The 20,239-nt window shown below is 70.6% G+C and carries 19 protein-coding genes; 5 read left to right on the top strand and 14 right to left on the bottom strand.

Translation table 11 applies throughout. The annotated features are described in order from the left end of the window. Nucleotides 1-42 precede the first annotated feature (42 nt). On the bottom strand, nucleotides 43-1,128 hold the full coding sequence (ychF, locus tag ASF21_RS06975) for a redox-regulated ATPase YchF (protein WP_055768505.1): 1,086 nt from the start codon (nucleotides 1,126-1,128) through the stop codon (nucleotides 43-45). Between the two features lie 83 nt (nucleotides 1,129-1,211). On the opposite strand from ychF, the gene ASF21_RS06970 reads away from it, so the two are divergent. Further along, nucleotides 1,212-2,558 carry a DNA recombination protein RmuC gene (locus ASF21_RS06970; RefSeq protein WP_055769307.1) on the top strand — a complete coding sequence of 449 codons (1,347 nt, stop codon included), beginning with the start codon at nucleotides 1,212-1,214 and terminating at the stop codon, nucleotides 2,556-2,558. A 96-nt stretch (nucleotides 2,559-2,654) separates the two neighbouring features. On the opposite strand, the gene ASF21_RS06965 is transcribed toward ASF21_RS06970, so the two are convergent. After that, the gene (locus ASF21_RS06965; RefSeq protein WP_055768501.1) at nucleotides 2,655-3,752 is read right to left on the bottom strand and encodes a 4-hydroxy-3-methylbut-2-enyl diphosphate reductase; all 1,098 of its coding nucleotides are present in this window, start codon (nucleotides 3,750-3,752) and stop codon (nucleotides 2,655-2,657) included. Nucleotides 3,753-3,814: 62 nt separating this feature from the next. Continuing rightward, the gene (locus ASF21_RS06960) at nucleotides 3,815-4,648 is read right to left on the bottom strand and encodes a hypothetical protein (RefSeq protein ID WP_157365761.1); all 834 of its coding nucleotides are present in this window, start codon (nucleotides 4,646-4,648) and stop codon (nucleotides 3,815-3,817) included. Between the two features lie 202 nt (nucleotides 4,649-4,850). On the opposite strand from ASF21_RS06960, the gene xseA reads away from it, so the two are divergent. Both xseA and ASF21_RS06950 read left to right on the top strand, forming a co-directional pair. After that, nucleotides 4,851-6,173: an exodeoxyribonuclease VII large subunit gene (gene xseA / locus ASF21_RS06955; RefSeq protein WP_055768495.1), complete on the top strand. Its 1,323-nt coding sequence runs from the start codon at nucleotides 4,851-4,853 to the stop codon at nucleotides 6,171-6,173. Nucleotides 6,174-6,291: 118 nt separating this feature from the next. Further along, nucleotides 6,292-6,528 (top strand): exodeoxyribonuclease VII small subunit, encoded by a 237-nt coding sequence (locus ASF21_RS06950; protein WP_055768492.1) that lies wholly within the window; start codon nucleotides 6,292-6,294, stop codon nucleotides 6,526-6,528. 302 nt (nucleotides 6,529-6,830) lie between these two features. Here the strand turns inward: ASF21_RS06950 and ASF21_RS06945 are convergent, their stop codons facing one another. From ASF21_RS06945 to ASF21_RS06905, 9 genes are all read right to left on the bottom strand, one after another. After that, the gene (locus tag ASF21_RS06945) at nucleotides 6,831-7,667 is read right to left on the bottom strand and encodes a formate/nitrite transporter family protein (protein WP_055768490.1); all 837 of its coding nucleotides are present in this window, start codon (nucleotides 7,665-7,667) and stop codon (nucleotides 6,831-6,833) included. Between the two features lie 61 nt (nucleotides 7,668-7,728). After that, entirely contained in the window at nucleotides 7,729-8,583 is an 855-nt protein-coding gene (locus ASF21_RS06940) for a PPK2 family polyphosphate kinase (RefSeq protein WP_414826607.1), read from the bottom strand. Nucleotides 8,584-8,629: 46 nt separating this feature from the next. After that, a complete protein-coding gene (locus tag ASF21_RS06935) occupies nucleotides 8,630-9,847 on the bottom strand; it encodes a pyridoxal phosphate-dependent aminotransferase (RefSeq protein WP_055768487.1) in 1,218 nt (405 codons plus the stop codon). An 89-nt stretch (nucleotides 9,848-9,936) separates the two neighbouring features. After that, nucleotides 9,937-10,899 carry an ABC transporter substrate-binding protein gene (locus ASF21_RS06930; protein ID WP_055768484.1) on the bottom strand — a complete coding sequence of 321 codons (963 nt, stop codon included), beginning with the start codon at nucleotides 10,897-10,899 and terminating at the stop codon, nucleotides 9,937-9,939. Further along, nucleotides 10,896-11,648 carry an ABC transporter permease gene (locus ASF21_RS06925; RefSeq protein ID WP_200914777.1) on the bottom strand — a complete coding sequence of 251 codons (753 nt, stop codon included), beginning with the start codon at nucleotides 11,646-11,648 and terminating at the stop codon, nucleotides 10,896-10,898. The genes ASF21_RS06930 and ASF21_RS06925 overlap by 4 nt, the downstream gene beginning before the upstream one ends. Further along, the gene (locus ASF21_RS06920) at nucleotides 11,648-12,355 is read right to left on the bottom strand and encodes an ABC transporter permease (RefSeq protein WP_082471287.1); all 708 of its coding nucleotides are present in this window, start codon (nucleotides 12,353-12,355) and stop codon (nucleotides 11,648-11,650) included. The genes ASF21_RS06925 and ASF21_RS06920 overlap by 1 nt, the downstream gene beginning before the upstream one ends. A gap of 2 nt (nucleotides 12,356-12,357) precedes the next feature. Then, entirely contained in the window at nucleotides 12,358-13,476 is a 1,119-nt protein-coding gene (locus tag ASF21_RS06915) for an ABC transporter ATP-binding protein (RefSeq protein WP_055768481.1), read from the bottom strand. Between the two features lie 302 nt (nucleotides 13,477-13,778). Next, on the bottom strand, nucleotides 13,779-14,756 hold the full coding sequence (locus ASF21_RS06910; protein ID WP_082471286.1) for an N-acetylglucosamine kinase: 978 nt from the start codon (nucleotides 14,754-14,756) through the stop codon (nucleotides 13,779-13,781). Between the two features lie 92 nt (nucleotides 14,757-14,848). Next, complete coding sequence (locus ASF21_RS06905) at nucleotides 14,849-16,090, bottom strand: MFS transporter (RefSeq protein ID WP_055768478.1); 1,242 nt, start codon at nucleotides 16,088-16,090, stop codon at nucleotides 14,849-14,851. A gap of 169 nt (nucleotides 16,091-16,259) precedes the next feature. Here ASF21_RS06905 and ASF21_RS06900 point away from each other — a divergent pair, with 169 nt between their 5' ends. Both ASF21_RS06900 and ASF21_RS06895 read left to right on the top strand, forming a co-directional pair. Next, the gene (locus ASF21_RS06900) at nucleotides 16,260-16,742 is read left to right on the top strand and encodes an Lrp/AsnC family transcriptional regulator (RefSeq protein ID WP_200914776.1); all 483 of its coding nucleotides are present in this window, start codon (nucleotides 16,260-16,262) and stop codon (nucleotides 16,740-16,742) included. A 61-nt stretch (nucleotides 16,743-16,803) separates the two neighbouring features. Next, nucleotides 16,804-17,676: a hypothetical protein gene (locus tag ASF21_RS06895; RefSeq protein ID WP_055768472.1), complete on the top strand. Its 873-nt coding sequence runs from the start codon at nucleotides 16,804-16,806 to the stop codon at nucleotides 17,674-17,676. 72 nt (nucleotides 17,677-17,748) lie between these two features. On the opposite strand, the gene ASF21_RS06890 is transcribed toward ASF21_RS06895, so the two are convergent. Then, nucleotides 17,749-19,125, bottom strand: coding sequence for a phosphotransferase (locus ASF21_RS06890; RefSeq protein ID WP_055768469.1), 1,377 nt, complete (start codon nucleotides 19,123-19,125; stop codon nucleotides 17,749-17,751). An 84-nt stretch (nucleotides 19,126-19,209) separates the two neighbouring features. Then, nucleotides 19,210-20,196 carry a hypothetical protein gene (locus ASF21_RS06885; protein WP_162237517.1) on the bottom strand — a complete coding sequence of 329 codons (987 nt, stop codon included), beginning with the start codon at nucleotides 20,194-20,196 and terminating at the stop codon, nucleotides 19,210-19,212. Nucleotides 20,197-20,239 lie beyond the last annotated feature (43 nt).

The following is a 20,239-nucleotide window of genomic DNA, read 5'->3' as shown; positions in this document are numbered from 1 at the left end:
CGTCGGGCGACAAACCACCCACGGGATGTCGGGACACGAGAGCTACACGTTGAACCGGAACTCCACCACGTCGCCGTCGGACATGACGTACTCCTTGCCCTCGATGCGCACCTTGCCCCGGGACTTGGCCTCGCTCATCGAACCGGCATCGATGAGGTCGTCGAAGGAGACGACCTCGGCCTTGATGAAGCCTCGCTGGAAGTCGGAGTGGATGACACCGGCGGCCTCGGGCGCCGTTGCGCCCTTCTTGATGGTCCAGGCGCGGCTCTCCTTCGGGCCCGCCGTCAGGTAGGTCTGCAGACCGAGGGTGTGGAACCCGACCCGCGCGAGCTGGTCGAGGCCGGATTCCTCCTGGCCGTTCATCTCGAGCATCTCGCGGGCCTCGGCCTCGTCGAGTTCCACGAGGTCCGCTTCGAGCTTGGCGTCGAGGAAGATGGCGTCGGCGGGAGCGACGAGCTGACTGAGCTCGGCCTGGCGGTGCGCGCTGCCGAGGACGGCGTCGTCGACGTTGAACACGTAGATGAAGGGCTTGGCTGTCAGCAGGCTGAGCTCGCGGAGGTGCTCCATCTCCAGCTTGTCGCCCGCGACGGAGGAGAAGATCGTGTCGCCGCGCTCGAGCACGGCCTGCGCCGCCTGCATCGCGGCCAGCTGGGCGGCCTCGCGCTTCTTGATCTTCACTTCCTTCTCGACGCGCGGGATCGCCTTCTCGAGCGTCTGCAGGTCGGCGAGGATGAGCTCGGTGTTGATGGTCTCCATGTCCGAGCGCGGATCCACCTTGCCGTCCACGTGGATGACATCGGGATCGTCGAACACGCGGATCACCTGGGCGATCGCCTCGGCCTCGCGGATGTTGGCGAGGAACTGGTTGCCGAGGCCCTCGCCCTCGGACGCGCCCTTCACGATGCCCGCGATGTCCACGAAGGACACCGTCGCAGGGAGGAGCTGCTTCGAGCTGAAGACCTCGGCGAGCTTGGCAAGACGCGGATCGGGAAGGCTGACCACCCCGACATTCGGCTCGATGGTCGCGAACGGGTAGTTCGCAGCCAGCACGTTGTTGCGCGTCAGCGCGTTGAAGAGGGTTGATTTGCCGACGTTGGGCAGTCCGACGATGCCGATAGTAAGAGCCACGGGAGACAAGTCTACCGGGCCTCGACGGACCCTCCTCCGGTGTGGTGGGCCTGAATGTCGGAGGTTCCTGCGACAGTGTGGGCATGAGCACCACCGCCCTCCTTCTCGTCCTCCTCGCCTTCGTCCTCGGCTGCGCCGTGGGCGCCTTCCTCGTCGCCCGCACTCAGCGCACCCGTGCCGAGGAGCTCCGGACCGAGCTCGACGACGCCGCTGCCCGCCTCGGCAGGACGACGACGGACCTGGCGGCCGCCTCGGCGCAGCGGGACCTCTTGCAGCAGCACAACCGTGAGCTGTCAGGGAAGACCTCGACGGACCAGGAGGTGCTGCGGGCCCTGGCCCCTGTCGCGGAGAAGCTCTCCCAGGTCCAGCGGCAAGTCGGCCTGCTGGAGCGCGACCGCGTGGAGCAGTACGGACAGCTCGCCCGGCAGCTCGAGGAAGCCCGGGTGGTCGACGCGCGGCTGCTCTCGACGACGCATTCGCTGGCGGGAGCACTGCGCAGCACCAGCGCCCGCGGGCAGTGGGGCGAGGTGCAGCTGCGCCGGGTCGTGGAGGCTGCCGGGATGCTCTCCCGCGTCGACTTCATGGAGCAGGTCTCCTTCGACGGGGGCGAGGGCGGGGACCGCGCGCGGCCGGACATGGTGGTGCAGCTGCCCGGTGACAAGCAACTGGTGATCGATGCGAAGGTGCCACTGAGCGCCTTCCTCACCGCTCAGGAACTGGACGGCAGGTCCGACGACTGGGCAGAGGCGGATGCCGCAGCCCTCGAGGCACGCCGCTCCGAGCTGCTGCGCCAGCACGGGAAGGCGCTGCGAGCGCACGTCGATGCGCTGGCGAAGAAGAAGTACTGGGAAGGCGCCGCGAACTCCCCCGAGCTGGTCATCTGCTTCATTCCCGTCGAGTCGGTCCTGTCCGAGGCGCTGCGTGCCGATCCCGAACTGCTCGACTATGCCTTCTCGAGGAACGTGGCCCTGGCCTCCCCTGTCTCCCTGCTCGGGATCCTCAAGGGCGCCGCGTTCAGCTGGCGGCAGGCTGTTCTCACGGACAATGCCCGGGAACTCTTCGATCTGTCCAAGCAGCTCTACGAACGGCTCGGGACGATGGGCGGCCACGTGACGCGTCTCGGCGCATCGCTCAAGACCTCGGTGGAGCGCTACAACTCCTTCGTCGGCGCGCTCGAATCGAGGGTCCTGCCGACTGCACGGCGGATCGGCGCTTTCGACTCGGCCTCCCTCGATGCGGTGGACGCTGCGGCCGACGGGGCACATGACGGCCCGGAAGGCCCACAGGGCGCTGGAGTAAGCCTGCTCGGTACCGCCCGTGCGCAGCGCGCGGGTAGCAGCGCTGCGGGTTCGGCCCAGCCCGCTGCGACCATCGACGCGACGCCCCGGTCCCTGACGGCCCATGAACTGCTCGAGGGTACCGCGGGTTGACGTGCCGATCGCTACGGAGGACTCTGGCGATTCCGACGCCGATCGGGTCTGCCCTGGCGGCCGATGCGGTGCGACGGCCGCGGAACGCGTCGAAGCCTAGTTGAGCGAGCCGCGATCCGGCCGGGGACCGCGACCGCCGCGGCCCTGCGAGGGATCGCCCATCGCCTTGAGGGCGGCGCGGATCTCCTTGGGCAGCGAGAAGATGATGTCCTCCTCGGCCGTGACAACCTCCTCGACGTCCCCGTAGCCGTAGTCGGCGAGGAGCCGGAGGACGTCCTGGACGAGGTTCTCGGGAACGGAGGCACCCGAGGAGATACCCACCGTCGCGACACCCTCGAACCAGGACTCGTCCACCTCGTTCGCGAAGTCGACCCGGTGTGACGCCTTGGAACCGTACTCGAGCGCGACCTCCACCAGGCGGACCGAGTTCGAGGAGTTGGCCGAACCGACCACGATCACCAGGTCCGACTCTGGGGCGATCTTCTTGATGGCGGCCTGGCGATTCGACGTCGCGTAGCAGATGTCATCGCTGGGCGGATCCTGCAGCGTGGGGAACCGCTCCTTGAGGAGGTTGACGGTCAACATGGTCTCGTCGACGCTCAAGGTCGTCTGCGAGAGCCAGATGAGCCGTTCCGGGTCGCGGACCTGGACCTTGTCGACGTCCTCCGGTCCGTTGACGATCTGGATGTGCTCGGGTGCCTCACCGGCGGTGCCCTCCACCTCCTCGTGACCTTCGTGGCCGATCAGGAGGATGTCGAAGTCGTCGCGGGCGAAGCGCTGCGCCTCCTTGTGCACCTTCGTGACGAGGGGGCAGGTGGCGTCGATCGTGCGCAGTCCGCGATCCTCCGCCGATTGCACGACGGCGGGCGAGACACCATGCGCCGAGAAGACCACCAGGGCGCCCTCGGGAACCTCGTCCGTCTCGTCGACGAACACCGCGCCCTTCGCCTCGAGAGTGGAGACGACGTGGAGGTTGTGGACGATCTGCTTGCGCACGTACACCGGAGGGCCGTAGTGCTCGAGAGCCTTCTCGACGGCTATCACGGCGCGGTCGACGCCGGCACAGTACCCGCGCGGCGCTGCGAGCAGCACCTTCTTCGGTCCCGCCACCGGCGCGCCCGCGGCGACGTCCTCCGGGGAGCGGCGTCGGCGCGGGATGGTGGGCATGGGGACCTGAACGGTGGTACTGGTCATGCCTCGATTCTACCGGGTCGGGGACAGACGCCCGGCTGATCCGCGTGCGGCTCCGCTGTGAGCTAAGCCCTACCCCGGCGCCCGACGGCGAGCTGGAGGGCGACTCCGAGCACGAGGGCCACGAGGCCCCCGAGGAGCACGGGAACGCTGGACACCGCGATGTCGGCACCGGCGCGTTCGGCGAGACCCCGGACGAAGACGTCGGCGATCGCGCTCGTCCCGGGGGCCCGGTCGAGGGCGGCCGGGACCCACTCACGGGCGAGCAGCCCCAGCCCTCCGATGCCCAGCACTCCGAGTCCGAGCAACGCCAGGGTGGTACCCCGCCGCCGGGCGGCCAGCAGCGCCAGCACGGCGAGGATGCCCGCACCGGCGAGGTACATCGCCCAGGACTGCACGACGTCGGCGACCCCGCTCAGCAGCCCGCCGCGCTCGATCGATCCGATGTCGATCGTGGTGTCCTCCGGGAGCGGGACGTCCACGCCGAGGCCGCCTCCGATGCCATCGGCGACCAGGTGCACGACGGGTTCGAGATCGAGTGTCAGGACGGCCGGGCCGGGGTCGGGCGCCTGGGCGAAGGTGAAGGCATGGGACAGGCGGAGCGTCTCCGACCAGGCTGCCGGATAGCCGGATGCCTCCATGACGGCGCCGGCCGCGTTGCGGACGAGGGGCTCGACGAAGGAATCGAGCCGGTCCGGCAGACCCGTGCTACCCGTCACCTCCTCGACGAGCGAGTCCGACAGCGCAGCCTGGAAGTCGGCGTCCTCCGCGAGGGGGGCAGCGAGCGTGACGAACCCCGATTCCTGCACGAGGTTCTCGTCGATCCAGGCCGAGGCCAGCCCGATCGCTGCCGCGCAGAGCGCGAGGAGGGCCAGCAGGGCAGAGAGGAGGGTCCGCATGAAGTCCTTAGGCTCGAGGTCCGACCCATGATTATGCCTGTTCACCGCAGCGGCGGCCCAGCGGGACCGGCCGGTGGCGGTAGCCTCGAAACGCACATAGACGCCGGCCGAGCGACGTCCCGGGGGTCGCAGGTGATACAGATGATAGCTGCCGCTCTCCGACCGGGACGGCGCGCCGGACCACCAGGAGGACAGGACACCGATGACCAGCGAGCACGTGCGGGTACCCGCGCCCTCGGCCGGCGCAGCTTCCACGGTGCCCGCGACGGCGGCGGAGACCTCCCCTGATGCGCCATGGCCCCTGCATCTGCTGTCGGAGAAGCTGAAGGCCCATATCGAGCGTGCGCCGGCTGCGTGGGTCGAGGGCCAGGTCATCGAACTCAACCGCCGTGCGAGCATGTGCTACATCACCCTCCGCGACGTCGATTCCGAGGTGTCCCTCTCCCTCTCCGTCTACGGGACCGTCATGGACCGTGTGTCCTCCCCGCTCGAGCGCGGCTCGCGCGTCGTCGCACGGCTCCGGCCGGACTTCTGGGTGAAGACGGGCCGCCTCTCGATGCAGACGATCGATATCAGACCGGTGGGCATCGGTGACCTCCTCGCACGCATCGAACGCCTGCGCCAGGCGCTGGCGGCGGAAGGGCTCTTCTCCCCGGCGCGCAAGAAGCCGCTGCCGCTGCTCCCGCACCGGATCGGCCTCATCACGGGGCGCGATTCGGATGCCATGAAGGATGTGATGCGCAACGCCGCGCTCAGGTGGCCCGCGGTCGAGTTCGAGGTCAGGGAGGTGGCGGTCCAGGGCGTCAGCAGCGTCGCGCAGGTCTCCGCCGCGCTGGCCCAGCTCGACGCCGATCCGCGCGTCGACGTCATCATCATCGCCCGCGGTGGCGGAGCGCTCGAGGACCTGCTGCCCTTCAGCGACGAGTCCCTCGTCCGCGCGGTCGCGAAGGCTTCGACGCCCGTCGTCAGCGCCATCGGTCATGAGGCGGACCGCCCCCTGCTCGACGAGGTCGCCGACCTCCGGGCCTCCACACCCACCGACGCCGCGAAGCGTGTGGTGCCCGACGTGACCGAGGAACTCGGGCGCATCCGTCATGCGCGCGGAGCACTCGAGCGGTCGATCAGGGTCCTCGTGCAGCGCGAGGGCGAAAGCCTGGCGAATCTCCGGTCGCGGCCTTCGCTCGCGAAGCCGGAGGGAATGATCGATGTCCGGGAGGCCGACGTCGGGCGCCTCCGCTCCCGGGCACTGCGCTGCACCACGGCGGCCGTGGAACGCGAGGCCGACGCAGTCCTCCACCTCCGCGAACGGGTCAGGTCCCTGTCTCCCCAGAAGACGCTCGACCGCGGCTACGCCGTCGTGCAGACTGCGGCCGGACACGTGGTGACCGACCCCTCGGAGGTCACCGCCGGCGACACCCTGCGGGTCAGGGTGGCGGGTGGCCGCTTCGGTGCGACGGCGACCGACGAGGCGGAGGGTGCAGCGGCTGGAGCGACGGACCGCAGAGCGTCCGGCGGTCCGCCCTGACCCCGCTCCGCCACGAAGGCCACGAAGGCCACGTAGACCAGCACGACCTGCCACCCGGCGCACGGTGGGTGGGACCAGGACCCCGACCACTGCACGGCGACACGACGAGGAACCCCAGATGACAGAGAGCACGACGTCGGCCCCCGACCCCGCAGCGGTGGACACGCTGTCCTACGAGCAGGCACGGGAGGAACTCGTGGCAGTCGTGGCCAGGCTCGAGGCGGGCGGCGTGAGCCTCGAGGAGTCCCTGGCCCTGTGGGAGCGCGGGGAGGCACTCGCCGACCGCTGCGAATCCTGGCTCGAAGGAGCGAAGGTCCGCCTGGCAGCTGCCAGGGACAGGGCCGAGGGACAGTAGCGCCCGCATCAGCGATCCTGCCGATCCGATCGATCAGATGACCACGAGGCCGGACGGCGACGTGGTCGCGGCGACCTACGACCTCGTCGCGCAACGCTGGAGTACAGCTCAGCCCGTGCCCGGTCCACGGCGCTGACGGGCGCGGTGACGGGTGCGTCCGTCCGGTCCATGCCCGGCCCAGAATCCGCCTCCTGAAACCCGCCTCCCGGATCCGTGTACCAGCGCGGGACGGCATGCGGTCCGATCCGGTCCATGGACGCGGTCGGGTGCGCGGTCGGGTGCGCCGGGATCCGACGGGCCGGCTAGGTGCTGTGCGGCGCGTCCGGATCGGTCGGGGCGCGCTGACGGCGTTCCTCGATCAGCTCCTTGCTGCGGACCAGCCGCAGCAGTGTCACCAGCACGAGGCCGCCCAGCATGTTGAACAGCAGGGTGTACCCGAACCAGCCGAGCCACTGGCCGTAGGTGATGTCGGCGCCCGAATGGATGGCGCCGAAGATCAGCAGGGAATCCAGGATGGAGTGGAAGAGCTGGAGCCCGGCCAGCAGGAAGCCGCCGATCATCGTGGCGACGATCCGGGCGACGTCGTCGTCGGTGCCCTGCTGCATCCGGCTCATGAGGGTGATGGTGCTGCCACCGAGGACTGCGAGCGCCACGGTCTGCAGGGAGAAGGGCGCGTCGACGTAGTGGTGCGCGCTCTCCGAGACCGTCTCCGACCACTGCGGGAACGCCTGCATGATGATCCAGACGAACACCCAGCCGCCCGCGAGGTTCGCGACGAGGGTGCCGCCCCAGAGCTTGGCGAGCTGGACGACGCTGCCCTCCTTCGCGACGACGGCGGCCACCGGAAGGAGGAAGTTCTCCGTGAACAGCTCGCTGTGCGCGAGGAGGAGGGCCACGAGGCCGGTGCCGAACGCGAGTCCCGCGAGCAGCTCGTCGCCGGTCTCGTGGAGTACCGCGAGGTAGGCCATGATGCCGAGCCCGATCTCGAAGCCACCGAAGACCCCGGTCACGAGGATGTTCCTCATGGTGCGGTGGAGACGCTCCGCGCCCTCGATCACCGTGTTGTCGAAGGACTCCTTGAGTTCGTCCTCGACGGGCGCATCCGACTCACCGAGTTCGCGCCGGCGTTCCTCGCTCATGGTGCCCGTCCGTCCTTCGTCGCCCCGCTCCCGGAGGAAAGTCCCGCCCGGCAGTCAGCAGTCAGGTGGCGGCGAGGCGCTGCTTCTCGGCCTCGACGTCGAACGTGGCGCGGGGCCAGCTCAACTGCATGTCCTCGAGCGTAGCGGTCAGCAGCCGCTGCACCGCGAGCCGGGCGTACCACTTGCGTTCTGCGGGAACCACGAACCAGGGGGCCTCAGGGGTGCTCGTGCGCTCGACCGCGCGTTGGTAGGCCTCCTGGTACTGGTCCCAGTACCCGCGCTCGTCGACGTCGCCCGGGTTGTACTTCCAGTACTTGTCCTTGCGCTCGAGGCGCTCGGCGAGCCGGGCCTTCTGCTCGTCCCTGCCGATGTGCAGCATGACCTTCAGCACGCGCGTCCCGGACGCCGCCACCTCCGCCTCGAACCGGCGGATGGCCCCGTACCGCTTCTCGATCTCCTCCGCGGGGGACAACCCCCGCACCCGATGGATGAGCACGTCCTCGTAGTGCGACCTGTCGAAGACGCCGATCATGCCGGGCCGCGGGAGCTGGTGCCGGATACGCCACAGGAAGGAGTGCTTGCGCTCCTCCTCGCTCGGCGCCTTGAACGCATGGTGCTGGACGCCCTGCGGATCGACGAGCCCGACGACATGGCGCACGATCCCGCCCTTGCCCGAGGTGTCCATCCCCTGCAGGACGAGCAGCACGGCGATCTCGCTGCCGGCCCGGCTCTCGGCGAACAGCTTCTCCTGCAGGGACGAGAGGACCTCCCCGCCGTCCGCGAGCGCCGCGGCACCCTTCTTCTTCCCGCCGTCGAACCCGGGGGTCGAGTGCGGGTCGACGGCGGCGAGGGAGAAGTCCGGCCCCGCGAGGAGGAGCCTGCGCATCTCGTCGGCGGTATCTGCTGGTGGCACCATGGGTCCTCCTGGGATGGGGCGGGACAGGCTGCCCGCCTGCCGGCTGTCAGGGCTTGTAGGTGGAGAGGAAGTCGGCGAGCCGGCCGATCGCGTCCTCGATGACTTCCACGCTCGGGAGCGTCACCATGCGGAAGTGGTCCGTGTTCACCCAGTTGAACGCACTGCCGTGGGAGACGAGGATCTTCTGCTGCTTGAGGAGATCGAGGGCGAACTTCTCGTCGTCCTCGATCGGATACACCTCGGGGTCGAGCTTCGGGAACAGGTAGAGCGCCCCCTGCGCCACCTCGCAGCTGACGCCGGGGATCGCGTTGAGCAGCTGCGCCGCCTTGTCGCGCTGCTGCTTGAGGCGTCCGCCGGGCAGGATCAGGTCATTGATGCTCTGGTACCCGCCGAGGGCCGTCTGGATCGCATGCTGCGCGGGGACGTTCGCGCACAGGCGCATGTTGGCGAGCAGGTTGATGCCCTCGATGTAGTTCGCGGCGTCACGCTTGGGACCGGAGATCGCCATCCAGCCGCTGCGGAAGCCGGCGATCCGGTAGGCCTTGGAGAGACCGCTGAAGGTCAGGCACAGGACGTCGTCGCCCGCCACGGACGCGGCGTTGACGTGCACCGCGTCGTCGTACAGGATCTTCTCGTAGATCTCGTCGGCGAACAGGATCAGCCCGTGCTCGCGGGCGAGGCGCACGATCCCCTCGAGGACGGGCCGGGGGTAGACGGCACCCGTCGGATTGTTCGGATTGATCAGCACGATCCCCCGCGTGTCCGGGGTGATCTTCGAGGCCATGTCCTCGAGGTCGGGCCACCAGTGGTTGTCCTCGTCGCAGAGGTAGTGGACCGGGGTGCCTCCCGCCAGCGCCACCGAGGCCGTCCACAGCGGGTAGTCCGGGGTGGGGATCAGCACCTCGTCGCCCGCGTTGAGCAGGGCCTGCATGGACAGCGTGATGAGTTCGCTGACGCCGTTGCCGAGGTAGACGTCATCGACGTCGATGGAGTTGATGCCGCGGCCCTGGTAGTACTGGACGACGGCGGTGCGCGCCGAGAAGATGCCGCGGGAATCGCTGTAGCCCTGCGCCTTGGGCAGGTTGCGGATCATGTCCACGAGGATGGCGTCAGGCGCCTCGAACCCGAAGGGCGCCGGGTTGCCGATGTTGAGCTTGAGGATGCGGTGGCCCTGGGCCTCCATGGTCATGGCGTGCTCGAGCAGCGGCCCCCTGATGTCGTAGAGGACGTTCCGGAGCTTTTCCGACTGCTTGTAGGTGGCCATTGGATCAGGATGCCACAGCAGGGGCCCGGGACGCGGCATGGCGATGCGCGTCCCGGGCCCCTGCTGTCCACGGGCAGGAAGCTCCCGGGCTAGCCGGCGAGACCCTTGTCGGCCAGCCAGTCGGCGGCGGCGTCAGCTGGGCTGCGCTTCTCCTCGCCGCTGACCTCGCGGTTCAGGGACAGCAGGTCCTCGGTGGTCAGCTGCGCCGACACCTCGTTGAGGACGTCCTGTGCCTCCTCGCTCACCGTCCCGGTGTTGATGAGCGGGAGGACCTGCTGGGCGATGAAGTTGTTCTCGGGATCCTCGAGCACCACGAGGTCGTTGTCCTCGATGGACGGCGTCGTCGTGTAGATGTCGGCCACCTGGACATCGTCGTTGAGGAGCGCCTGGAGCGTCAGCTCACCGCCGCCGTCGTTCAGCGCTTCGAAGCTGCCCGGCTCGCAGCCGTACTTCTCCTTCAGGCCCGGCAGACCGTACGAGCGCTCCTGGAAGGTGCTCGGCGCACCGAGGGTGATCTCGCCGCAGACCTCGGCGAGGTCGGCGATGGACTCCAGCCCGTACTCCTCGGCCGTGGCCGCCGTGACGACGAGCGCGTCCTTGTCCTCGGCCTCGCTGGGCTCGAGGACACCGAGGTCCGCATCCGGGGACTTGGCCGCGAGGGCGTCGGGAAGGGCCGCCATGATCTCCTCGGCCGAGGCGGCCGTCGCCTCGGTGTCGGCGAGCAGCAGGAGGTTCCCGCTGTACTCCGGGATGACGTTGATGGAGCCGTCCTCCATGGCCTGGTAGTAGATCTCGCGCGAACCGATGTTCGGCTTGGTGGTCGCTTCGACGCCGGCGGCATTCAGCGCACCTGCGTAGAGCTCCGCGATGATCTGGCTCTCCGGGAAATCAGCTGAGCCGACAACGATGGACCCTTCGGGCCCTGCGCTCTCTGTCTCCCCCTGGGGGTCGCTGTTGGCACCGCAGGCAGTCAACGCCAGCATGGCCGTCAGGCCGCCGGCCAGTCCCATCATGGCGCGCCGAGCGGCGCGCGGGTGTGACAGGTTCTTCATGTTGTTCCTCCTTGTGCACTGGCTACGGCCTCTTGCCGGCCAGATTCCTTCAGCGGTCCCGCGGGCGGCTGCTGGGCCCGCAGCCCCGGCGAGATCGCAAACTTTTGGATGAGGGCCATCAGGCCGTCGACGGCGATCGCGAGGACCGCGATGATCACGGCTCCCCCGAAGAGTCGGCCGTTGTCGTTGATCTGTGTCCCTTCCACGAGGAACACCCCCAGGCCGTCCGCCTTCGCGTAGGCGACCACCGTCGCGGTCGCGACCACCTGCAGGATCCCGGCGCGGACGCCGCCGATCATCACCTGGAGACCGTTGGGCACCTCCACCCGGAAGAGGATCTGCCGCTCGGTCAGCCCCATGCTGCGGGCGGCGTCGACCACGGTGCGGTTCACCGAGGAGATCCCGGCGTACACGCCGCTGAGCACCGGTGGCACGGCCAGCAGCACGAGGGCCCAGACCGAGGGCAGCACCCCCCGGTAGAAGAGCAGGGCGAAGAGGAACACCATGCCGAGGGTGGGGAGCGCCCGGAGGATGCCGATGCCCGAGACGATCAGCACCCGGCCACGGCCGGTGTGCCCGACGAACAGGCCGAGCGGGATGGCGATGGCGCAGGCGATCAGCATGGTCAGGCCCACGTAGCCCAAATGCTCCAGGACGCGCATCGGGATCCCGCGGGAGCCGCTCCAGTTCACGGGGTCGGACAGCCACTCGCCCATCTGGACGAAGAGGTTGCTGCTCGAGTAGTCCATCAGGCGGCCACCGTCCTCGCCTCGAGGGCCGCAGCCCGGGCGGTGCGGGCCGGGGTGGCGCGCGTCCAAGGTGTGAGGCCCCGCTCCAGCAGCACGAGAAGGAGATCGAGCACCAGGGCGAGCAACAGCGTCACGAGGATCCCGACGGCGATCTGCTCGGGATAGTTTCGCGTGAGGCCGTCGGTGAAGAGGCGGCCGAGGCTCGGCACCCCGATCAGCGCGCCCACGCTCACCATCGAGATGTTGGTGACCGAGATGACCCTCACGCCCGCGATGAGGACCGGCACGGACAGGGGCAGGTCGACGGTCAGGAACCGGCGCAGGGGCGTGTAGCCCATCGCGACGGCGGCCTGCCGGACGCCGTCGTCGATCGAGTTCAGCGCGTCGACCGTGGAGCGCATGAGCAGCGCGACCGCGTAGATGGTCAGGGCGACGACGACGTTCACCATGCTGAGGATGCTCGTGCCGAGCACGAGGGGCAGGAAGACGAACATCGCCAGCGACGGGATGGTGTACAGGAGCGACGACGCCGTCAGCATGACGGCACCCGCCGGCTGGTTGAGGCGGGCGATCTGCGCGAGGGGCACGGCGATGAGGACCCCGAACACGATCGGCAGGATCGACTGGACGAGGTGGTTCCCGGTGAGCTCACGCAGCAGGGCCGCGTTGGCGGGGATGTACTCGACGATTCCCTGGACCCAGTCCATCCCTACACCGCCGTGTTGTGGTCGGCGCGTCCGCGGTCGAGGCGGGCGCGCTCGATGAGCTCGAAGACCTCGGCGGCCCGGACGACACCGATCGCGCGCCCGTCGTCGTCGACCGCCACCCCGAGGCCCGACGGCGACGAGAGGGCGGCGTCCAGCGCTCGGCGGAGCGTGTCGCCGCGGGTGTAGAGCGATCCTCCCGGCACGGCGTCGGCCTGCGTGGCGATGCTGCCGCGGGTGGCCTGCGGGACCCAGCCGTGGGGGCGTCCGTCGGCGTCGACGAGGAGCGTCCACGCCGACCGCACCGACACCGTCGGATCCGCGAGCTGATCCACCTCGATGGTCTCGATCGGATGCACCGTGACGTGGTCCCCCTGCTGGAAGGAGAGGTGCCGGAATCCGCGGTCCCGCCCCACGAAGCCGGCGACGAAGTCGTCGACGGGCGCTCGGAGGATCTCCTCGGGCGCAGCGAACTGCGCGAGGCGGCCCCCGACGGCGAAGACGGCGACCTTGTCGCCGAGGATCGTCGCCTCGTCGATGTCGTGGGTCACGAAGACGATGGTCTTGGCCAGGTCCCGCTGCAGGCGCAGCAGCTCCTCCTGCAGCTCCGCACGGACCACGGGATCCACGGCGCTGAACGGCTCGTCCATGAGCAGCACGGGAGGGTCAGCGGCGAGGGCGCGCGCCACGCCGACGCGCTGCTGCTGGCCGCCGGAGAGCTGCCCGGGGTAGCGGCGCCCGAGCTCCGACGCGAGGCCGACGACGTCGAGCAGTTCCGTCGCGCGCGCCCGCGCTTCCGCCCGGGGCACCCCGTTCAGGCGGGGGACGGTCGCGATGTTGTCGATGACCGAGCGGTGCGGCATCAGACCGGAGGACTGCATGACGTAGCCCATGGAGCGGCGGAGTTCGGCGGCCTTCTGCAGGGCGACGTCCTGCCCGTCGAGGAGGATGGTGCCCGACGTGGGCTCGACCATGCGGTTGATCATGCGCAGCGACGTGGTCTTGCCGCAGCCGGACGGTCCCACGAAGACCGTGATCCTGCCCCGGTCGATGTCCATGCTCAGGTCGTCGACGGCGGGTCGGCCGCCGTCGTAGGTCTTGGTGATGCCGTTGAACCGGATCATGGGGAGCGGGCCGGACGATTGCTCTAGGGATGTCATGGCAGCTGTGCCTTTCCGGGCAGGAGCTTCTCGGCCGGGCTGCGCCCGCGGGTCCGCACGAGGTACGGGTCCGGCTTGCCGTCTGGATGGTCACTGGGCGGGGCGCGCAGCGGTCAGTTCAAGCTGTCGGAAGTTCTGAGTCTAACCCTGACTTCGGAGCGGACAAGACCGCATATGGGTCACGGGTCCATTACGTCGGCACCCGCGCCACGGCGGGCCCGGCGGCCCGATGACGGGTTTGCGGGCGGTCCGTCGGCTGCCGCGGGTCAGCGCCCGGCCCGGCCGCCGTCCGCGACGAGGAACTGCACGCCCATCACGGGGTCCCGGTCGAGGAAGACGACGTCATCGATGCCGCGGTCGGAGAACCGGTGCCGGAGGCGCGCCTGGAGGTCGGGCTGGTGCATCGCGAGCCCGCCCCCGAGGACGACGGGACCCGGCAGCCCGATGACGTCGACGACGTCGAGCACGAGCTGCGTGAGGTCCTCCGCCGCGCGGTCGATGATGCCACCGGCCTCCGTGTGACCGGTCCGTGCGGCGTCGAACACGGCACGCGACTGCGCAGCCCAGTAGGTCCGCCCGGCACCCGAATGGAACAGCCCGATGAGTTCGGTGGGCGTGGCGACCCCGTTGAGTGCGAGGACCGCGGCATCGAGGTCGTCGGGCTGCTGACCGGCGTCGTGGCGGTGCAGGGTCCGCCGCACGGCCTCGCGGGCCACCCAGTAGCCGCTGCCCTCGTCCCCGAGGAGATATCCCCAGCCCCCCGAGCGGGCTTCCCGGCCGTCCCCGTCGACGCCCCAGGCGACGGAGCCCGTGCCGGCGATGACGGCGATGCCGGTCCTGGCACCGCCGGCCGCCAGGATGAGCCGCGTGTCGTGCACGACGTCGATGGCGGCGCCGGGGGCGTGCGGACGGATCAGCCCGCTCAGCCGTTCGGCGTCCTCCGCGGTGTCCACTCCCCCGGAGCCTGCGACGACCTGCGCCACGTCCGCGCCTCCGGCCGGCGTGAGCTCCAGGAACAGCTCCGCCAGGTTCCGCGCGGCATCGTCGGGCGTCACGTTCTGCACGTTGGCGCTGCCCGCTCGTGCCTCGCCGACGAGCACGCCGTCGGCCCAGAGCGCTCCGTGGGTCTTGGAGCCACCGATGTCCAGTCCCACGACCAGGGACGTGGTCGGCTCCGCCGAAGGGCCGGCCTCCCCCGGGCCCGACGACTGGGGGGTGGAGGGGGCGTTGGGGATGTCAGGCATGGCTACAGCCTACAAAGCCGCGGTGGGGTGCCCCGTCGCCCCGGCAGGCTGCCGACCCGTCCCGGGCACCGGTGGCTCCCGGACCCTAAGGGTCAGCGGGGTCGCCGCAGGCGTACCGCGAGGGACACCACGGCGAGGACGGCGCAGACCGCGGCCACCAGCACCGCGAACACCGTCACGGACGCTGTGAGCCCCCAGCTGCCCGCTGCGGCGCCGAGCCCGAGCACGGGGACAGCGCTGCCCAGGTAGGTGATGACGTACACGGCGCTGATGGTCTGCGCGTGGTGCGCCGGGTCGACGCGGACGGACACCTCGTTGAACACCACCCGGAAGGCCATGCCCTGTCCGAATCCGGCGACCACGCAGGCCCCGACCAGCAGCGGGAGGCTGCCGGTCGACTGGGCCGCAGGGAGCAGGCCGACACCGAGCGCCATCCCGGCGAGTCCCACCGGGACGACGAAGCGTCCGCGCGGCGACAGCAGCTGGCTGACGGCCGAGGACCCGAGCACGAGCGCCGCGAGGAGCCCGATCAGTGGGCGCGACTGCGTGCCGGCGATGTCCGCGAACCAGGTGGGAGCCAGGCTGAGGGTGAATCCGAAGACCGCGAAACTGAGGAAGCCGACGCTCGAGGCCGTCCAGAACGCCCGCCGGGCCTCTGCCGACACCGCCGGTCGGCGCGGCCGGAGTACCGCGAGCGGATTGTCCCCGGCGGCCGGTTTCACGGCCGGGCGCGCACGCAGCAGCACGAGGGGGATGAGCAGCGTGGCCAGGACCCCGAGGTAGATCACGAAGGGCGTCCGGGTCGGTGCGGGCAGGAGGGAGAGCAGGCCGCCGATCACCGGACCCGCGGCCACTCCCCCGGCGGAGGCCATCAGGGTGAAGCGCGACGCCCAGTCGGGCCGGGAGGGCAGCAGATCGCGCAGGGCCGCCGCACTGGCACCGGTGGCGAGGGCGACGGCCGCACCCTGGAGCACCCGACCGGCAGCGAGCATGGGCAGCGAGGTCGCGGCCGCGAACAGCGCGGCTCCCAGCAGCCCGAGGACGACGGCCACGACGAGCGCCGCCCGCCGGCCGATGTGGTCCGACCAGTGGCCCGCGAGGACGAGACCGGTGATCAGCGCGAGGACATAGGAGGCGAAGGCCACGGTGACGGCGAAGGGCGTCAGGCCGAGGTCCGCCTGGATGAGCGGATAGATCGGCGTGGCGAGGTTCGCGCCGATGAGGAGGGTGGAGATCACCGTCACGGCGAGCCCGAGGCGGACCGCCAGCGAGGCATCCCAGCTGCGGCGCTCGACCGTCGCCGGTCTCATCCGCAGCTCGTTGATGACGCTCATCCCACCACTTCTCCTCGCGCACACGCGCCCAGCGTAGGCGCCTCCCGGGGCAGCGGTCTGCCCGGACTTCTATAGGATGAGGTCCACTGCACTCCCTGTGATGTCGCTGCATCGGTTTTTGAGCGGCGTGCGCAACGGGGACGCCGGCGACTGACGGGAAGTGAGCTACATGAGCAAGCTGGACACCCTCGATCTGCGCCTGCTGCTCGAGCTGGTCCGTGACCCCCGGGCGCAGGTCAGCGAGCTGAGCGACCTGCTCGGGGTGGCCCGGAACACGGCCCAGGCCCGCATGCGCCGGCTGCTGCGCGCGGGGGCGCTCCGCCCCGGGGGCCGGGAGCTCGACCTCGAGGCGCTCGGCTACGACGTCGTCGCCTTCATCACCATCGAGGTCGCGCACCGCGAGCTCGACGGTGTGATCGCCGGGTTGAGGACCCTCCACCAGGTACTCGAGGTGCACGAGATCTCCGGTCGCGGCGACGTCTGGTGCCGCGTCGCAGCCACCGACACCCACCAGCTGCAGGTGGCGCTGCGCTCCGTCCTGCGGATCAAGGGCGTCATCCGCACCGAGACGGTGCTCGCCCTGCACGAGCACATCCCCTACCGCACCGAACCCCTTCTCGAGCGGCTGGTACAGCAGCCGCCCAGCGCCTGACGCGCGCTTCCCCGACCGTCGCGACGCACCCGCGCCGCCGCCCACCCCTCCAGGAGCTCCGATGACCCTCCCCCGCCACGACACGCTCGTGACCTACCCCTCCGGCGCCGTCGACTCGACGGCGCGCGTGCTGCACGTCGAGATGCGCGACGACGGCCGGCGGGTGGTCCTGCTCGACACCACGGCCTTCCATCCCGTCGACTCCGCCTGGCCTGACCAGGGACCGGACCGCGGCGTGCTGGCGGGCGCCGGGAGCGTGTGGGAGGTGAGCGACTGCGTGGTCGGAGCCACCGACGGCACCACCCTCCATCTCGGCGCCGAGTCGCCGGTCCGGAAGGGGACCGAGGGCTGGGCGTTCGTCGTCGTGCATGTCCTGGCCTCGGAGTCGACACCCGCGGAGGGTGACGACGTCGTGGTGCGCGTCGACGCCACGCACCGTGCCGCCGTGTCCGCGGGCCATACGGGCTGCCACCTGGCGTCCCTCGCCCTGAACCGGGCCCTCGCCGGCCGGTGGAAGAAGGACGTCACCGTGGATGCCCTCGGCGCCCCGAACTTCGACGCCCTCGCGATCGACACCACCGTGATCGGCGCGTTCGGTTCCCGGGACCGCTACCGGCTGGGCAAGTCGCTCCGGCGGAAGGGCTTCGGCGTCGAGGACCTCGACCCGGCGGCGATCGCGGCGACCGTCAACGAGACGCTCGCCGCGTGGACGGCGACACGCGCTCCCATCAGTATCCGCAGCGACGGCGGCGGCCTGACCGATCGCCGCTACTGGGTGTGCGACCTGCCGGGCGAGCGCGCCGAGATCCCTTGCGGCGGCACGCACCTCACGTCCCTGGCCGGCATCGGCGTCTCCGTCCGACTGGACCTCGAGGAGGCGGACGGGACACCGGTCCTGCAGATGGACACCAAGGTCACCCGGGCGCAGGCCTGACCGGGCAGCCCTCGTCCCGTCGGCCGACGGGCCCCTGCCGCCCACGGGATGCAGGGACGGCTCCTGCGGGCGTCAGGTCGTCCCGCCGCGGCGCCGCGCTCCCAGGTCCTCGGCCTCGGAGAGGAAGCGTTCCGCCACCGCCAAGCGCGATCCGGCCTCGCCCAGCCCCTCGTCCGGCACGGGGTACCTCCCGGAGGGCGTACCTGTCCCGATCCCCGCTCCGGTCCCTGCTTCCGTGCCCGCTTCCGTGCCCGCTGCCGTCCCCGCGCCCTCCCCGGCCACCGACGCGGCCCGTCGCCGTGCGCCGGCGACCAGCGTGAGGCTGACCGCCGCGGCTCGGCTGCGCAGGGCTGCCGGGTCGACGTGGCGCTCGAAGGCATCGGTGAAGCGCAGCAGTGCCTCCGGAACCTCCGTGTAGCCCTCGTGGAGTCCCGGCAGGACGGCCAGGTGTCCGAGGAAGCACGCGAGGTCGTCGACGAGCCGACCTGGCCCCAGCGCGTCGACGTCGAGCAGCCCCGACACGAGACCGTCGCGGATCAGCAGGTTCCCCTCGTAGAAGTCCCCGTGCGTGGGAACCAGCGGGCCCGCCGCGGTGGACCGGACGGCGCCATCGATGCCGGCGGCGACCCTCCGGATTCGGTCCGCCTCCGAGGGGAGGGCGGCCACGGCGCCTTCGGCGTAGTCGAGCACCCTCGCGGACCACGGTGCGCGGACAGGCAGGGACATCACCGCTGCCGGCAGCGACGTGAGGACCCGGACCAGCGCGTGCGGGTCCACCTCTGCGGCTCCGTCGGTCATCAGGAGATCGGCGAGCGGCCTGCCCGTCGCCGGACGCATCGCGATGACGTCCTGGACGGGCTCACCGTCGAGCACAGGAGCCGGTACCCCCGCCTCCTGCAGGAGCCGGTGGCGCTCCGCCAGGGGTGCTGCGGCGTTGCGCCGGAGTGCCTTGAGGTACCGGCGGTCCTCTCCGTTCTGCACGTGGACGACGGCACGGCGGAGGGGCCGGTAGCTGCGGAGGTCGAGCACGGTGTCGCGTGGGTCGTAGCTGCTGCCGAACGCCAGCGTGGTGGCCCGTCCGACGTCGAGTGCGAGCGGCAGTCCCGGCACACGGGGATCGGCCGGATGGATCCATGCGAAGAGCGTGTCCGCGTCGCGCCGGTGGATCACCCGGACCTCCTCACCCGGCTCCCGGAGGGTGCAGGAGGTGATGCAGGCGTACCCCGGGGCCGGCGTCGGGCGGGGACCGCCGCGGTGGCCGGGGGCGACAGACGCGACGACCTCGATCGGGAACACACCCGTCACCCCGGCGCCGGGTCGGTGATGGAGGGATCCCGGCTGCCACGAACGAAGGTCCCAGCCACGGTCCGCCAGGAGGTCACGCAGGATGTCTCCCGGCACCTCGGAACCCAGGAGCACCAGCGTCCCCTGCTCGCGGGTGATCCGCACATCGCGGGCCCTCACGCGCCGGCCGCGATCCGGCTAACGCAGGCACGGGCCGCGGAGGCGACCACCCGCTGGTCCCGGCACCGGTCAGGCGCGCCGTCGCTGCAGCACGTCATCGAGGTTGATCCGTCCGGTGGCCGGTGCACGATCCGCGGAAGGGTCCGGGGCCTCGGCGGACCGGGCCGCCGCTTCGGCCGCCTTGATCGGCGTCCTCGACGACGGCTTCGGCGCCTCGGGAAGGTCGAGCGGCGCGGGCGCCTGGCGCTCGACCTTGGCCGCGTCCACGTAGGTGGGGCGGGGCAGTTCGACCGGAGCCCACGCGGCACCCGTCGTGCGCTCGTTCTCCGGGAGAACGGAGCCCTCGGCCTCCTCGGCCTCCGGCCGGATGTCGACGACGGTCGACCCGTGCGCGACGGCGAGGGCGGCGGTCCGCAGCTCCATCGCCGTCAGGACGCGGACCTGCGTCTCGTCGGCGTCGAACAGGGCGGTCGGACGTCGCGGAGCGGGAACGACGGACGCCGCAGGTGCCGTCACGGCAGCATCGGGGCGGACGGGAGCCATGGCCTCGGCGAAAGCACGGTCCACCCGCGCACGCCGACTGCGGAGGGTGAGTGTCCTCAGGGTCACGACGGCGGCCGCGACCACTGCGACGCCGATCAGGGGCGTCGCCACGGGAACGAGACCGAGCACCGTCAGCACGAGCGTGACGGGGACGGACAGGAGTGCGAGTGCGCCGACCAGGGCCACGCAGAGGCGGCCCCAGTGGACGGAGCCGAGTCCCACGCGGGCCGACCGGGCGGCGCCGTCGGAGTCCGCGAAGGCGCCCATGGTGGTGCCTGCGGTGGTTCCTGCGAAGTCGGCCTGGGGCGCTCCCTGGCCGCGGTGCCGGTCATCCTGAAACGCGCTCATCGTCATCACGGTCTTCCTGGAACGTGTCGTCCCGGCTTTCGTCACGGGGAGGGGGTGTGCAGCGAGGTCCGGCACAGCTCTCCGGAGGAGGAAGGGCGCCACCCAGACGAGCCAGAGACCGACGATCGCGACGAGCACCAACGAGCTATCCAGGGAGAAGACCACACTCAGAACGGTAGGAGCTTTCGGGTCCTCCGTGCAGCATTGG

Source organism: Arthrobacter sp. Leaf234 (genome assembly GCF_001422665.1).
Lineage (GTDB): Bacteria > Actinomycetota > Actinomycetes > Actinomycetales > Micrococcaceae > Arthrobacter_D.
Note: the sequence above shows the minus strand (reverse complement) of the source record. Positions and strands in the feature narration are given on the sequence as shown.

Coding starts and splice junctions, on each gene's coding strand:
- ASF21_RS06910 (WP_082471286.1), bottom strand. CDS start 14,756: ATGCCTGACATCCCCAACGCCCCCTCCACCCCCCAGTCGTCGGGCCCG.
- ASF21_RS06960 (WP_157365761.1), bottom strand. CDS start 4,648: ATGCGGACCCTCCTCTCTGCCCTGCTGGCCCTCCTCGCGCTCTGCGCG.
- ASF21_RS06900 (WP_200914776.1), top strand. CDS start 16,260: ATGAGCAAGCTGGACACCCTCGATCTGCGCCTGCTGCTCGAGCTGGTC.
- ASF21_RS06895 (WP_055768472.1), top strand. CDS start 16,804: ATGACCCTCCCCCGCCACGACACGCTCGTGACCTACCCCTCCGGCGCC.
- ASF21_RS06950 (WP_055768492.1), top strand. CDS start 6,292: ATGACAGAGAGCACGACGTCGGCCCCCGACCCCGCAGCGGTGGACACG.
- ASF21_RS06965 (WP_055768501.1), bottom strand. CDS start 3,752: ATGACCAGTACCACCGTTCAGGTCCCCATGCCCACCATCCCGCGCCGA.
- ASF21_RS06935 (WP_055768487.1), bottom strand. CDS start 9,847: ATGGCCACCTACAAGCAGTCGGAAAAGCTCCGGAACGTCCTCTACGAC.
- ASF21_RS06970 (WP_055769307.1), top strand. CDS start 1,212: ATGAGCACCACCGCCCTCCTTCTCGTCCTCCTCGCCTTCGTCCTCGGC.
- xseA (WP_055768495.1), top strand. CDS start 4,851: ATGACCAGCGAGCACGTGCGGGTACCCGCGCCCTCGGCCGGCGCAGCT.
- ASF21_RS06945 (WP_055768490.1), bottom strand. CDS start 7,667: ATGAGCGAGGAACGCCGGCGCGAACTCGGTGAGTCGGATGCGCCCGTC.
- ASF21_RS06915 (WP_055768481.1), bottom strand. CDS start 13,476: ATGATCCGGTTCAACGGCATCACCAAGACCTACGACGGCGGCCGACCC.
- ASF21_RS06920 (WP_082471287.1), bottom strand. CDS start 12,355: ATGGACTGGGTCCAGGGAATCGTCGAGTACATCCCCGCCAACGCGGCC.
- ASF21_RS06905 (WP_055768478.1), bottom strand. CDS start 16,090: ATGAGCGTCATCAACGAGCTGCGGATGAGACCGGCGACGGTCGAGCGC.
- ASF21_RS06940 (WP_414826607.1), bottom strand. CDS start 8,583: ATGGTGCCACCAGCAGATACCGCCGACGAGATGCGCAGGCTCCTCCTC.
- ASF21_RS06925 (WP_200914777.1), bottom strand. CDS start 11,648: ATGGACTACTCGAGCAGCAACCTCTTCGTCCAGATGGGCGAGTGGCTG.
- ASF21_RS06930 (WP_055768484.1), bottom strand. CDS start 10,899: ATGAAGAACCTGTCACACCCGCGCGCCGCTCGGCGCGCCATGATGGGA.